The 13,998-nt window shown below is 74.7% G+C and carries 10 protein-coding genes and 1 pseudogene; 5 read left to right on the top strand and 6 right to left on the bottom strand.

The window, feature by feature from the left end; translation table 11 throughout:
• The first annotated feature begins 280 nt into the window (after positions 1–280).
• Complete coding sequence (locus HYE82_RS25060; protein ID WP_179176412.1) at positions 281–751, top strand: hypothetical protein; 471 nt, start codon at positions 281–283, stop codon at positions 749–751.
• Between the two features lie 22 nt (positions 752–773).
• On the opposite strand, the gene HYE82_RS25055 is transcribed toward HYE82_RS25060, so the two are convergent.
• Complete coding sequence (locus HYE82_RS25055; protein ID WP_179176411.1) at positions 774–1,283, bottom strand: NUDIX domain-containing protein; 510 nt, start codon at positions 1,281–1,283, stop codon at positions 774–776.
• 56 nt (positions 1,284–1,339) lie between these two features.
• Here HYE82_RS25055 and HYE82_RS25050 point away from each other — a divergent pair.
• From HYE82_RS25050 to HYE82_RS25040, 3 genes and pseudogenes are all read left to right on the top strand, one after another.
• Positions 1,340–1,996 (top strand): annotated as a pseudogene (locus HYE82_RS25050) (M15 family metallopeptidase).
• Positions 1,997–2,033: 37 nt separating this feature from the next.
• A complete protein-coding gene (locus tag HYE82_RS25045; RefSeq protein WP_179176410.1) occupies positions 2,034–2,522 on the top strand; it encodes a Zn-ribbon domain-containing OB-fold protein in 489 nt (162 codons plus the stop codon).
• Positions 2,519–3,715, top strand: a complete 1,197-nt coding sequence (locus tag HYE82_RS25040) for a lipid-transfer protein (protein ID WP_179176409.1) — start codon at positions 2,519–2,521, stop codon at positions 3,713–3,715. Before HYE82_RS25045 ends, HYE82_RS25040 begins: the two co-directional genes overlap by 4 nt.
• Before the next feature lie 241 nt (positions 3,716–3,956).
• Here the strand turns inward: HYE82_RS25040 and HYE82_RS25035 are convergent, their stop codons facing one another.
• The 4 genes from HYE82_RS25035 to HYE82_RS25020 all read right to left on the bottom strand — a co-directional run bounded on the left by HYE82_RS25035 (position 3,957) and on the right by HYE82_RS25020 (position 8,391).
• Entirely contained in the window at positions 3,957–4,583 is a 627-nt protein-coding gene (locus tag HYE82_RS25035) for an ATP/GTP-binding protein (protein WP_179176408.1), read from the bottom strand.
• Positions 4,564–4,983, bottom strand: a complete 420-nt coding sequence (locus HYE82_RS25030) for a DUF742 domain-containing protein (protein WP_179176413.1) — start codon at positions 4,981–4,983, stop codon at positions 4,564–4,566. The genes HYE82_RS25035 and HYE82_RS25030 overlap by 20 nt, the downstream gene beginning before the upstream one ends.
• A 133-nt stretch (positions 4,984–5,116) precedes the next feature.
• Positions 5,117–5,554, bottom strand: coding sequence for a roadblock/LC7 domain-containing protein (locus tag HYE82_RS25025; protein WP_179176407.1), 438 nt, complete (start codon positions 5,552–5,554; stop codon positions 5,117–5,119).
• Complete coding sequence (locus HYE82_RS25020; protein WP_179176406.1) at positions 5,551–8,391, bottom strand: nitrate- and nitrite sensing domain-containing protein; 2,841 nt, start codon at positions 8,389–8,391, stop codon at positions 5,551–5,553. The genes HYE82_RS25025 and HYE82_RS25020 overlap by 4 nt, the downstream gene beginning before the upstream one ends.
• A 423-nt stretch (positions 8,392–8,814) precedes the next feature.
• On the opposite strand from HYE82_RS25020, the gene HYE82_RS25015 reads away from it, so the two are divergent.
• Positions 8,815–9,315 (top strand): hypothetical protein, encoded by a 501-nt coding sequence (locus HYE82_RS25015; RefSeq protein WP_256987637.1) that lies wholly within the window; start codon positions 8,815–8,817, stop codon positions 9,313–9,315.
• 121 nt (positions 9,316–9,436) lie between these two features.
• Here HYE82_RS25015 and HYE82_RS25010 read toward each other — a convergent pair.
• The coding region (locus tag HYE82_RS25010; protein WP_179176405.1) for a hypothetical protein at positions 9,437–13,998 on the bottom strand (4,562 nt) is incomplete at its 5' end.

Genomic DNA, 13,998 nt, shown 5'->3' with positions numbered 1-13,998 from the left:
CACGGGGGAGGTGGGCATACGGATGTCGTTGCGCGTACGGATGCTGCCGGTGCTCTCGAGTACGGAACCGGCTCCGTGGACGGTGTAGGTCCGCCATAGGTCCTCGGGGGAGCCTGTCCGAGCGCGGCGGACCGGCCGTGCAGCGGGCGGAGCGGTTCGATCAGGGGGTTGGTTGGTCATGGTCTTGGCGAGCCCGGCGAGGCCTGCGCGACCGTACGCCCCTCGGCTGCGGGTGTTACAGGGCCCGCGGCGATGGGACATGGCGCCGGGCGCGGAGGTTGTGGGCGCGTGCCAGCTGCTCGCGGCGTGGGCGCTGCTCGTCGTCGCGACGCAGCAGGCGGCGGCGGTCAGATCTGCGGTGATGCTCGGGGTCGGGTCGGTGGCGGCCGTGGCGGTGGGCTTCCTGCACGGGGTGCTGCTCGTCAAACCGTTGGCGGTACTGGGCCGGCTCACCGCCCGTATGACTGCGTGGCCGGAGCCGGTCGCGGTGGCGGTGCTGATGGTGCCGGTGTCGGCACTGCCGGCGCTGCCGGTCCGGTGGTGGCTGCACGGTCACGTCCCGTCGGCCCCCGCCTTCGGGGTGGTGTGGGCCTGCACGGCGGCGAGCGCGGTGCTGCCCACGGTCGCGGGAGCGTGGCTGCGCGGGCATCCGCTCCCGGCGACGACGCTGTGGCGCCGCGGTCTGACGGTGACGGCCGCGACCGTCGGGGTGGCGACGATGGCGGGATTCGTGCTGGAACTGCCGGTGTAGGAAGGGCGGGCGCCGTGCCCCCTCAGGCGTACTCGTCCGCGAACCATGCCTTTGCCGCGCGGGTGTGGAGGGGGAAGGCCAGGTCCGTGGGGGTGTGGAGGACGTGCCAGCCCGTGGTTTCGGCTGTGGGTGTCGACGGTGGGAGGGACTTCGCCGGGCGGGGCGGGAGGAGGCCGAAGACGAGGAGGTGGCCGCCCGGGGAACTCATGGCGTCGGCGAGGGCGACTTCCTCGGGCCGGGCGTGGATGCCGGTCTCCTCGCGCAGTTCGCGGACGACCGCCTCGCGCCAGTCCTCGCCGAAGTCCATGAAACCGCCCGGGAGGGCGATCCCGCCCAGGGCCGGCTCGATGCTGCGGGTGATCACCAGCAGGCCGGTGCCCGACGTGTCCTCGACGGGGAGCAGCGCGACCGCCACCGGGAGCGGATTGCGGTAGGTGACGGCTCCGCAGGCACCGCACGCACGCGGCCAGTCGGCGGTGTCGAACAGGGATCCGCAGGTGGAGCAGTGTGAGTCCTTCGACTGGGGCGGCATCCTGCGATGGTATGCCAAGGGGCATGCGGACGGCGGTGGTTGCGGGGTGTGCGGCGATGCCGGCCGGCGGGTCGGGCGCGCCGGGTTTCGTGGTGCTGGCGGATGTGGATCCGACGATCGGCCAGGACATCCGGTACGCCACCCCGCACGATTTCACGGGTCGCGTGGTCGACGGCTACGAGGAGGCCGTGTGCCTGCTGGCCCGGCCTGCGGCCGAGGCGCTGCGGAGGGCTCAGCGGCTGCTGCTGGCGCGGGGCCATTCGCTGCTGGTGTACGACTGCTACCGGCCGCAGCGGGCCGTGGACCGGTTCGTGCGGTGGGCCGGGGATCCGGACGACCGGCGGACGAAGGCGTAGTTCTGTCCACGGGTCGACAAGGCGCGGCTGATTCCGGACGGGTACATCGCCGAGAAGTCCGGGCACAGCCGCGGGAGCACGGTGGACGTGTCGCTGGTGCGGCTTCCGCTGCGGCGCCCCGTGGACATGGGGACTCCTTTCGACCTGTTCGATCCGCTCTCGCACACCGATGACCCGCGGGTCCCGGCCGCCGCGCGGGCCAATCGGCAGCTGCTCAAGCGGGTGCTGACGGCGGAGGGGTTCGTGAACCTGCCCGAGGAGTGGTGGCACTACACCTTCAAGCCCGAGGCCTTTGCGGGCACTCACTTCGACTTCCCGGTCGCTGTCCGTTCCGTGCGCGACATGGCAAACTTCTGACGGATCGTCAGATAAGTGGCACTGCTCGGGAGGGGTCTTGGAACGCACACCTGCACCCGTCGTGGACGGGTGGTTCACCGACACCGGTGCGGAGGGCGGCTTCCGGCTGCTCGGCACCCGGTGCTCCGCCTGCGCCGCGGTGTTCTTCCCGCGCGAGGACGCGTACTGCCGCAACCCCCGCTGCCCCGGCGACGGCGCGCCGGCCGAGGTGCCGCTGTCGCCGCGCGGGCGGGTGTGGTCGTACACCGACGGGCGCTACCGGCCGCCCGCACCGTACGTGTCGGATCCGGACGCGCCCTGGGAGCCGTACACCCTGGTCGCGGTGGAGCTGGAGGCCGAGGGGATGGTGGTGCTCGGGCAGGCGGCGCCCGGGGTCACGGTCGCCGATCTGGCGGTCGGGATGGAGGTCGAGGTCGTGGGCGGGGTGCTCGCCGGGACCGGTGGCGACGCGGGCGGCGCGGGCGGCGGATGGACCACCTGGTGGTTCCGGCCCGTGCCCGCGCCCGAGGCGGGGGGTGCGTCGTGAGCGGGTGCCGCGATGTCGCCGTGCTCGGGGCCGGGATGCATCCGTGGGGCAAGTGGGGCCGCAGTTTCGTCTCCTACGGGCGGGTGGCCGCGCGGGCCGCGCTCGCCGACGCCGGGCTGGACTGGACCGACGTGCAGTCCGTCGTCGGGGCGAACACGGTGCGCTCCGGGTACCCGGGCCATGTGGCGGGCGCGACCTTCGCCCAGGCGCTCGGCTGGCAGGGGGCGCGGGTGACCAGCGTGTACGCGGCGTGCGCGTCGGGAGCCCAGGCCATCGGTGCGGCCCGGGCGCAGATCCTGGCGGGACTGGCCGACGTCGTGCTGGTGGTGGGGGCCGACGCGGCGCCCAAGGGGTTCTTCGCCCCTGCGGGCGGGGACCGGCCGGACGATCCGGACTGGTTGCGGTTCCGGCTGCTGGGCGCCACGAACCCGGCCTATTTCGCGTTGTACGCCCGCCGCCGGATGGCCCTGTACGGGGACACGCCGGAGGACTTCGCCCGGGTCAAGGTGAAGAACGCGGCGGCCGGGGCGCTCAACCCCCTCGCCCGCTACCGCAAGGCGGTGACGGCCGGGGAGGTGGCGGCGTCGGCCGTGGTCGCCGATCCGCTGCGGCTGCTCGACATCTGCGCGACCTCGGACGGGGGCGCGGCGGTGGTGCTGAGCAGCATGGACTTCGCGCGGGCGCGCGGGGTGGCGGACCCGGTGCGGATCCGGGCGGTGTCGACGGTGACGCCGGTGTATCCCCGTACGGTGCTGGACCTGCCGGACATCGCCACGGACTCGGTGACGGGCGCGGCGCCGGTGCCGGGCTCGTTCCGGGCGTCCATTGCCCGGGCCGCGTACGAGGAGGCCGGGACCGGGCCGGAGGACCTCTCGCTGGCCGAGGTGTACGACCTGTCCACCGCGCTGGAGCTGCAGTGGTACGAGGACATCGGCCTGTGCGGGGAGGGAGAGGGGGCGGCGCTGCTGCGCAAGGGGGTGACCTCGCCCGGCGGGCGGGTTCCCGTCAACACCAGTGGCGGTCTGGCCTCCTTCGGGGAGGCGGTGCCGGCGCAGGCGATCGCGCAGGTGTGCGAGTTGGCGTGGCAGTTGCGCGGTACGGCCGGGGAACGGCAGGTGCCGGGGGCCCGCGTCGGGATCACCGCGAACCAGGGCCTGTTCGGCCACGGGTCGGCGGTCGTGGCCGTACGGTGACGACCGCCGGGTGGGCGGAACGTCGGCGGACGGGCGGCGGGACCTCGGCGGACGGACAGCGGAAACGAGCGCGGCGCTCGTGCTTGACGCCCCCGGGCGGCGGGTTCACACTCGCTCCACGGACTCGCGCGCGGAACCCGCAACCGACCCCGCCCCCCATGAGAGCTGCGGCCCGTACCCCAGTCGGCGGGGGTACGGGCCGCCTCCGTGCACGGAGGGCGGCCCGGCCCGGACCCGGTGCTCAGGGGCTCGCGGGCAGGTTCCGGCGGCGGGCGCGGGCCAGGGACATCGCGTGTTCCACGACCCCGACGAGGACGTCCTTGACGGATTCCCGGTCGCGCGCGTCGCAGAGCAGCACCGGCACCCCCGGGTCGAGGTCGAGTGCCTCGCGTACGGACACCACCGGGTGGCGTTCGGCGCCGTCGAAGCAGTTCACGGCGACCGTGAACGGGATCCCACGGCGTTCGAAGTAGTCGACGGCCGCGAAGCAGTCGGCGAGCCGGCGGGTGTCGGCGAGGACCACCGCGCCGAGGGCGCCCTGGGCCAGTTCGTCCCAGAGGAACCAGAAACGGTCCTGTCCGGGGGTGCCGAAGAGGTACAGGACCAGGTCCTCGCGCAGGGTGATGCGTCCGAAGTCCATGGCCACGGTGGTCGTGCTCTTGCCCTCCACTCCCCCGGTGTCGTCGATGCCGATGCCGGGCTCGGAGAGGTCCTCCTCGGTGCGGAGCGGTCTGATCTCGCTGACGGCTCCGACCATGGTGGTCTTGCCGACCCCGAAGCCGCCCGCGACGAGGATCTTCAGGGTCAGCGGCTCGACCGGAGACACGGCGTGCATGGCACCGGTGCGGCTAGAGCGCCCGAAGGCCATCGATCACCTCACGCAGAATGGATTCATCGGGCAGTTCGGCCGGCGGTACCGGCCGGGTCACATGGACCGCTTCCTCGTCGGCCAGGTCCCCGATCAGGACCCGCACGACCCCGACTGCGAGGTCGAGTTCGGCCGCCAGCTCGGCGACCGACTGCGGCCGTTCGCGGCACAGGTCGAGGATGTGGGCGTGCTCCGGGGACAGGCTCATCTCCCAGACCGGGTCGTCGGCCGCCGGTTCGGCGACGACGAGCGCGATCAGGTCGAGCCGGTACCGGGAGGCGTGACTGGTCCGGCCGCGGGTCATCGCGTACGGGCGTACGACGGGACCGGCGTCGTCGTCGAACCAGTGGGGGTGGGCGGGGTCCGGCGCGGTGCCGGCACCGGGATCCGCGGGGTCCACGCAGCCCCCGTAACCCCGGTGGTCCCCGTGGTTTTCCTGGTCCCCGTGGTCCCCGTAGTCGCCTTTGTCCCCGTGGTGCCGCTGGTCCCGGTTCTCCCGGTGGTCCTGGCCTGGATCACTCATACCGTCCGTTTCACCCCCCGGCTGGCAGCCCGGAGCGCGGCGCGGTCGCCAGGTGGTCGCCCACCCGCTTGACCATCAAGGTCATCTCGTACGCGACCTGCCCCACGTCGGAGTCGGCGTCCGAGAGCACGGCCAGGCAGCTGCCCTCGCCGGCGGCCATGACGAAGAGGAAGGCCTCGTCCAGTTCGACCACGGTCTGGCGGACGCCGCCGGATTCGAAGTGGCGGCCGACGCCCTTGGCCAGGCTGTGGAAGCCGGAGGCCACGGCGGCGAGGTGCTCGCTGTCCTCGCGGGTCAGGTCCTTGGAGCTGCCGGTGGGCAGGCCGTCCCCGGAGAGGATCACTGCCTTGCGGATGCTGCCGACCCGGTCGACGAGCTCGTCGAGCAGCCAGTTGAGCTGACCGGAGCCGCGGCTCCGGGTGTCGTTGCCGGTCTGCGGTGCGGTCATCGACCGTCCCCCTCGTTCTCGTTCTCGCTCTGGTGCGCGGGACCGGTGGTGGCGCTGGTGCCCGTCCCGGCCTCGGACTGCTGCTGGGCCTGCTGTGCCTGCTGTTCCTGCTGTTTGCGGCCCGCCGTCCAGCCTCGCTGGAGTGCGGACATGCGCGAGCGGACTTCCTCGGCGTCCCGGTCGGCCACCGGGTCCGCGACGGGTTCGGCGGGTGCCGCGCCCGCGCTCCTCTTCTTCAGCTGGGGCGCCAGGCTGGCCTGGCGAACGCGCTTGGGCAGCCCGCCGGGGCCCGTTGCCTGCCCGGATGCAGCCTGCCCGGGGGCCGGCTCGGGCCCGCCCGCGGGCTGCGGGGCCTGCGGGACCGCGGAGACCGGACGGGGCTCGACGCGGCGCCCGTGTTCGGCGACGAGCGTGGGGGTGGGGCGACGGCGCGGCAGCGGTACGGGGCCGGCGCTCCGGGCGCCGTCCGGACGGGAGCCGCGCAGCGCGTCGGAGCGGTGGCTGTCCAGCCGGACCGGGCCGGTGGGGGCCAGCGGTTCCCGCTCGCGGTCGCGGTCGCGGGTCGGCCTCCGGTCGGGGTGCGACCGGTCGGCGGGGCGCAGCCCCAGCAGGGCGCTGCGCGGGGTGCCGTTGGGCGGGGTCTCGTCGTCCAGGGTGGCCATGGCGGGGCGGCGGCCGGTGCCGACCGGTCCGCCGATGCCGTGGGCCATCTCGTCCAGGGCGGCGGGGTCTTCGAGGCCGTCGAGGCCGAGTGCGCCGACGGGGGCCTCCAGTTCGACCGGGCGGCGGCTGTCGCCGGAGCGCAGGGGGCGGCCGGCGGCGGGGCTGCGCCGCAGGGCCGTCGGGGCGGTGCGGGCGGGCCGCTTGCCGCCGGTGCCGGGCGCGGAGCCGGGCCTGCCGTGCTTGCCGTCACCGATGCGCAGACCGGTGCCGTTGGTGTCGGGAGCGTCGGTGAGCAGGGCGGCGGGGAGGAGGACCACGGCGGTGGTGCCCCCGTAAGGGCTGGGCTGGAGGACGACCTTGATGCCGTGGCGCTGCGCGAGGCGGCTGACGACGAACAGGCCGAGCCGGTCGGTGTCGGAGAGCTCGAACTCGGGCGTCTCGGCGAGCCGGAGGTTCGCGTCGAGCATGGCCTCGGGGTTCATGCCGAGGCCGCGGTCGTGGATCTCCAGGGTGAAGCCGTTGGCGACGTGCTCGCCGTGGACCTGGACGGCGGTGTGCGGGGGCGAGAAGACGGTGGCGTTCTCGAGGAGTTCGGCGACGAGGTGGGTGACGTCGGCGACGGCGGGGCCGGCGATGCCGAGGCGCGGCAGGCGGCGCACCTCGATGCGTTCGTAGTCCTCGACCTCGGCGACGGCGGCGCGTACGACGTCCATGAGCTGGACGGGCTTGCGCCACTGGCGGGAGGGGGCGGCGCCGGAGAGGATCACGAGGCCCTCGGCGTGGCGGCGCATGCGGGTGGTCATGTGGTCGAGGCGGAAGAGGTCGGCGAGCTCCTCGGCGTCCTCGGTGCGCCGTTCCATGGTGTCGAGCAGGGTGAGCTGGCGGTGCAGGAGCACCTGGTTGCGGCGGGCGAGGTTGACGAAGACCTCTGAGACGCCCTTGCGGAGCTCGGCCTGCTTGACGGCGGCCTCGACGGCGGCGCGCTGGAGGGTGTTGAGGGCCGCCCCGACCTGGCCGACCTCGTCCTTCTCGTACTCGAGGCGGGGGGCTTCGGTCTCGACGTCGACGTGTTCGCCGGCGGCGAGGCGGCGCATGACGGCGGGCAGGCGGACGCCGGAGACCTCGTGGGCCTCCTTGCGCAGGCGGGACAGGTCGCGGACGAGGTCGCGGCCGATGCGCACGGAGAGGATCACGGAGACGAGGAGGGCGAGGAAGCCGAGGATGCCGGCGACGGCCGCCTGGAGGAGGACGGACATGGCGACGGGTTCGACGCGCTTCTGGTAGCGGTCGCCGGCGGCCGTGCCCATGGTGGCGAGGTCGTCGAGGACCTTGTTCGCGGCCTCGTCCCACTGGGCGGGGGTGATGCTGCGCGGGTTCTTTCCGGCGCCGCCGGCGAGGAACCGATCCTCCGCGTCGCGCAGCGGCTTGGTCTGGGGGCCCTTCCAGTACTGCTCGAATATCTCCCGGTCGGCGGCGGGGAGGATGGCGAGGTTGAAGCCGTAGAGCAGGTTGCGGTTGGCGGCGAAGTCCGAGACGTGCCGCAGGTCGGTGGCGACGACGTTGCGGGCGGCGAGGGCGGAGGCGATGACGGCGTCCTCGCGGGAGAGCGTCTCGCGGGCGCGGGTGATGCCGACGAGGGCCCGGCCCTGCTTGTCCATCTCCACGTTCTCCAGGGCGTGGAGGTTCATCAGGAAGTCGTAGCAGGGGTCGATGAGGCGGCTGTAGAGCTCGAGCGCCTGGTTGGGGTCGAGGGTGTTCTGGTCGACGGAGCGGCGCAGGACGCCGATGTCGTGGAAGGCGTCGAGGATGGAGCCCAGCCGCTGGGCGGCCGCCGGTGCGAGTTCCTCGGCGACCTCGGGGTCCTTGGCGTTCTTGCTGATGCGGTCGACGAGTTCGTCGGTGGCGGCGCGCCGCTTGGCGAGTTCGGCGGTGGCCGCGGAGGCGCGGGGGTCGCCGATGACGACGAGGGTCTGGCGGCGTTCCTTCTGCAGGACGCGGACGACGTCCTCGATCGGGTAGCCGACCTTGTCGATGACGTAGGCGACGTCGAGGAGCTGCAGGGCCTCCCGGCCGGTGACGACGGTGGAGAAGCTCCAGAGCGCGGTGAGGGAGACGAGCGGCACGAGCAGCAGCGCCACGATCTTCCGGCGGATGGACTTCCCGCGAAGCCGCATGGCCTCTCCAGCCTCCCCCAGCTCAACCCCCGGTCTGGGGATTGGTGTTCCGTCGTTCAAACGGCGTGAGCCTACTACTGCAGTGCGACGGCTTCGAAGGCGTGTCCGGACGTTTTCGGCCGGACGCCCCGGTGAAGATCGGGAGTTGTCCGATACTTCCGGTCAAGTGCGGCCCGTTATGTGGCAGATGACACTTCGTGAGGCGTCGGTCCCATGGACGGGACGGATGGCTGGAACTCTTCGTTCCGGCGGACGCGGAAGGTGCGGGTGGGGGCCGGCGGAGTGGGGGAAAGTACCGCGATGCGGGAATCTCTCGGCGCCGCCGTACGTCTACCTGTTCGAGGGGATTCGTCGGGCGCAGGTCGTTCGGCCGGGGGCTGCCGGGTAGACATCACCGGCAGTGCGGAGGGGAGGGCGCGGGCCATGGGAATCTACGAGGGCATGGGCGCGGCAGCGGGATCGGGGGCCGGCGCGGAGACTGCAGGGGGCGCGGGCCCGGGTGGGCCGAGGCCGTCGCTGTGGCAGGAGGAGCCGGTCGGGCGGCGGCGGCTGCCGGATCCGGTGCGGGAGTCGGCGGTGCGGGCGGTGCTGATCGTGGCCGTCACGCTGACCGGGGCGACGATCACCTTCTTCCTCACGCTGACCGGCTCCTGGCTGGCCTTCCCGATGGCGCTCGTGTCGATAGCCGGGACCGTGGTGGCGACGTGGTCCGTGCTGGACGTGCTGATCACCCGGCAGATGTGGAACCAGCGGTACGGCGTCGTGTCGGAGCCGAGCAGCACGGCGCGGAGCTCGCGGCGCCAGGCGCGCCGGGCCCGGCGGGAGGCCCGGTCGGCCGGTCGAATACCGCGGAACGGCAGGCCGCCGGCGGCGTGGCCGTCCGCGGCCGCCGACTCCCGCTACGGGGCGACCGGCCGGGGCTGAGCCTGTGCCCGGCCGCGGCAGTGCCCGCCCGTACCGGCCGCCCTGGGACGGCCGGCCGGCTGACGGGTGCGGTACCGCCCGCGGGCCGGACGGGCCGGCCGGCGGGCGGGGGTGCGGTTGGTCAGCCGGCCGCGCCGGTGCGGCGGAACATGCGGGTCGCGGTGATCTCGCCGTGGATCGTCTCGCCCTCGGCGGACGGCTGGGGCAGGCCGGGGCGCAGGTGCTCCTCGACACTGATGTACTTCAGCCCGGCCCGCAGGTCCGCGTCGTTGCGCAGTCGGATGACCAGCGGGAACTCGGCCAGGGCCGTCGTGTCGAACAGGCCCGTGGTGTACAGCAGCTGGACGCCGAGCGCGTCGGAGACGGCCCTTTGGAGTTCCAGCAGATACGTGGCGTTGGCGCGGCCGATGGGGTTGTCGAGGAACAGCGTGCCGGCGTGGCGGTGCTTGTCGCGGCCGCGGTCGTTGCTGCGCAGCGCCGCCATGGTGCAGTAGAGCGCGATCGCGGCGGTCAGCAGCTGGCCGCCGGAGAAGACGTCGCCCATCTGGCCGACGGGGACCCGCTCGGCGCGCAGCACGGCGTCCGGCTTGAGGATCTCCACCGCGATGCCCTTGGGCTCCAGGGCTGCCTGGACTCCGCGGAGCAGTAGGGACATGCCGTCGCGGCGGCCCTCGCCGAAGGCGGCGTTCTTCTTGACCGCGGACCGGGTGGCGTCGTCGATGACCTCGCCCAGGCGTTCCGTGAGGGTGGCCTGGTCGGGTTCCTCGAAGCGGATGCGCAGGAACTCCTGGCCCGACCATTCGCCGAGGCCGTCGGGGAGGCGGGAGAGCCGCTGGGCGGAGCGCAGGGTGGCCAGCGCGGACTCCACCAGTCCGCGGAGCCGGTCGACGATGCTGTCGCGGTTGCGTTCCAGCTGCGCGAGTTCGTCCGTGAGGACGCGCAGGCGGGGTGCGAAGGCGGCCGCCCAGGCCGCGGCGTGCTCGGGCAGGGCGGAGGCGGGCAGTTCTCGGATCTGCTGGCGCGCGGGGGTGCGTACCTGCTCGTAGCGGGTGGCGTTGGCGTGCCGGACGAGGATGTCGCTCGCCTCGCGTACGGCGGCCTCGGCGGCGGAGAGGTCGGCGGCCGCGGCGCGCAGGGAGCGGCGGGTCTCGGCGGCGGACTGCCGGGCCTCCTCCAGGCTGCCGGGGTGGGCGGTGGGCTCCTGCTCGTCGTCGTGCGGTGTGTGGTCGCGCAGCAGGTCCCGCAGGAGGGCGGCGGTCTCGTCGAAGCCGCCGGCGCCGTCCTCGGCGGCGCGGTGGGCGCGCAGCAGGTCGGTGTGGGCGGCCCGGGCCGTTTCCACGGCGGCGCTGTGGGCGGCGAGCTGGGCGGTGGCGGTGCGCAGCAGGATCTGCGCCTGTTCGACGTCCCCGGGGATCATCTCCTCGGGCAGGTCGGTGTGGGCCTCGCCGTCGGCCGGGGCGTGGCGTTCGGCCTCGCCGCGGAGCCGGCCGAGCTGCTCGCTGGCCGCCGAGGCGCGGCTCTCCAGCATCTGGACGAGGGCCTCGGCGCGGGCGGCGGCCGCCTGGCGGGAGGGGCCGTCGGCGCCGTCGGTGCCTTCGAGGAGCTGGGCGGCGCGGGTGCGGACCTTGTTGGTGAGCCGGTCGAGTTCGGCGAGGGCGGCGCTCTCGTCGCTCTCGGCCCGAGCCTGTTCGGCCCGCAGGTCGGCGCCGACGCCGACCTTCTCGTAGAGCTGCGAGGCGGCCCGGTAGGCCTCGCGGAGGTCGGGCAGGGGGCGGTGGCCGGCCTGGGCGGTGTTGTCGTCGTCCGGGAGGGTTTCGGGGGCGCCGGCGATCTCGGCGCGTTCGGCGCGCAGGGCGCGGGCCGTGCGCCGGGCATCGTCGGCGGCGCGCTGGGCGGCGCGGCGGTCCTCGTCGGCGGCGCGGGCCCGGTCGAGGCAGATCTCGGCACGGGCCTCGCATTCGGCTGCCTCGTCGGCGAGCTCGCGGGCCTTGACCTGCCATCCGGCGCGCTCGCGCAGGCGGAAGGCAAGGCCGGCGAGGGCGTCGGCTGCGCGGCGGGCGCGCTGGGCGGCGTCCTGGCGCTCGTCGCGGACGCGGGCGGCGTCTGCGGCGGCCTCCTCGGCCTCGGCGCGGGCGGTGCGGGCCTCGGCGAGTTCGGCGTCGGTCTCCTCGGCGAAGGTGCGGGCGGCCTTGGCCTGCTCGGCGAGCTCGGTGAGGCGGCCGGGCGGGCAGCCGGTGCGCCAGGAGGCGAGCCGGGCGGCGAGTTCCCGGTCTCCGGCGAGGCGGGCGGCGAGGTCGCGGATCTCGGTGTCGCGGGCGGTGGCGCGGGCGCGCAGGGCCTGGCGTTCCTCGTCGGCGGCGTGCTCGTCGTGCATGGCCGGGTTCGGCGGGACGATGAAGATGCCGGGGGTGCCGCCGTCCGGGCCGGCGCCGGCCGGGGGGACGGGGGCGAGGAGGGCCGCGGCCGTGCCGACGGCGACGGTGGAGCGGGGGAGCAGGGCGGCGCCGCCGAGGACCTCGCGGGCCCGGGAGTGGGTGTCGGGGTCGGTGATGATGACGCCGTCGACGAGCTCGGGGCGGGCCGCGAGGACGGCCGCGTGGTCGGCGGGGTCGACGGACTGGGCGAGGTAGCGCCAGCCGGGCAGGGCGGGGATGCCGTGCTCGCCGAGGAATTCGACGGTGGCGAGGACATCGGGGCCGGGCGGGAGGAGGCCGCCGTCGCCGAGGGCGCCGAGGATGCGGGCGTCGTCGGCGGCGGCGGTACGCAGGTCGAAGAGCTGGCGTTCGGCGGAGGCGACGGCCTCGCCGAGGAGGGTACGCAGGTCCTCGGCGTTCCGGTCGAGGTCGGCGGCGCAGAGCCCGCCGGCGGCATCGTGGGCCGGGTCCGTGTCGGTGGCGCCCGGGGCGCCGTCCGCGCCGCGCGGGCGGGGGACGGTGACGGTCCGGGCCGCGGAGGACGGGAGGCCGAGGAGTTCGGCGAGGCGGGGGGACTCGGCCAGGGAGGCGGCGGCGAGCTGCTCGGCGGCGTGGGCGGCCTCGGCGGCGTCCGCGGCGTCCGCGGCGCGGGCGGCGGTGAGTTCGGCACGGGATTCCGCGGCGGCGGCCTCCCGGGCGGCGTCGGCGGCGGTCCGGGCGGCGTCGCGGGCCTCGTCCCAGGCGGCGACGGCGACGGTTTCGGCGTCGCTGGCGGCGAGGGCGGCGCGGGCCGGGTCGGCGTCGGGCGCGGAGTCGTCCAGCCAGCCGGCGCGGACGGCCTCGGCGGTCTCCTGCTGGACCTCGGCGAGCCGGGCCCGCAGGTGCTCGGCCTCACTGCGGGCGCGCTGGGCGGCGGTCGCGGCGGCGGTGGCGTCGCGGTGGGCGGCCTCGCCGGCGGCCTGGAGCGCGGCGGAGCGTTCCTCCTCCTCGTTGGCCACGTTCTCGCCCTGCTCGGCGGCGGTGTGCAGGGCCCGTACGAGGGCGGCGGCTGCCGAGGCGCGGGCGGCGAGGGCCGGGGCGGCGTCCCGCTCGGCCTCCAGGATGGCGGCGGCGACGCGGGCGGAGCGGTCGGCGGCGGCCCGGTGGCGCAGTACGGTCTCGGCGGCCTGCCAGGCGGCGTGCAGGGTGCGGGCTTCCAGGAGTTCGCGGCGCTGGGCGGTGGCGGCTTTGTCGGCGACGGTCAGGGCCAGCGAGGCGTGCCGGTAGGCGAGTTCGGCGGCAATGGCGGCGCTGCGGTCGCGGGAGGCCTCGGCGGCGGTGACGGCGTGGGCGGCGCCGGTGACGCGCTGGGCGAGGTCGGCGGCGCGGTCGCGTTCCCCGGCGGCGCGCGCGGACAGCCGCCGGGCGAGGGTGCGGGTGCGGCGCTCGGCTCCGGCGTGGATGTCGCGGAGCCGGGAGCGGGTCTCCGCAGCCTCGACGATCTTGGTGAGGAGGTCCACGGAGCCGGCGGTGAAGTCCCGTTCGGCCATCAGCTCGGCGCGGCGGCCGAGCTTGTTGCCGAAGCCGTGGACGAGGTCGGCGAGGCCGTCGGTGTCGCGGGTGTCGGTGACGGCGCGCAGCAGGAGGTCGGTGAAGTCGGAGTCCTTCTTGACCGCGAAGAGGCCTGCGGCCTCGCCCTCGTCGGCGTTCATCTCACGCTGGTAGCGGAAGAGTTCGGGGTCGAGGCCGAGTTCGGTGAGGTGCTCGTTCCAGCGGTCGTGGATCTCCTCGAAGTACACCTCGAGGTGGGGGTACGCCTTGCCGGCCTCGGTGAGGGCGTCGCGGAAGCCCTTCATGGTGCGGCGGCGGCCCTGGGCGCCGGAGGCGCCTTCGACGGGCGGGCGGACCGCGGTGGACTCGGCGACGGGCAGGTTGTCGAGGCTGAGACCGGGGCCGGGGCGGAAGGAGTACCAGGCCTCGGCGAACTTGCGCGGGTCGTTGGAGACCTGGCGGCCGCGCCATTCGCTGACCTTGCCGACGACGACGCATTCACCGGTCTGGGTGTGCTGCCACTCCAGGGCGACGTGGCCGCAGTCGTCGGCGAGCAGGAACTTGCGCAGCACGCCGGAGCTGGCGCCGCCGAGGGTGTTGCGGTGGCCGGGCAGCATCACCGAGAAGATCAGCTTGAGCAGGACGGACTTGCCGCCGCCGTTCTCCAGGAAGAGCACGCCGGCGGGGGCGGGGCGGCGCGGCGGGCCGGCGGGCTCGTCCTCGAAGAACTCCGCCTGGG

Source organism: Streptomyces sp. BR123 (genome assembly GCF_013401435.1).
Taxonomy (GTDB): domain Bacteria; phylum Actinomycetota; class Actinomycetes; order Streptomycetales; family Streptomycetaceae; genus Streptomyces.
The sequence above is the reverse complement of the archived record's forward strand: the minus strand, read 5'-3'. Positions and strand labels throughout refer to the sequence as shown.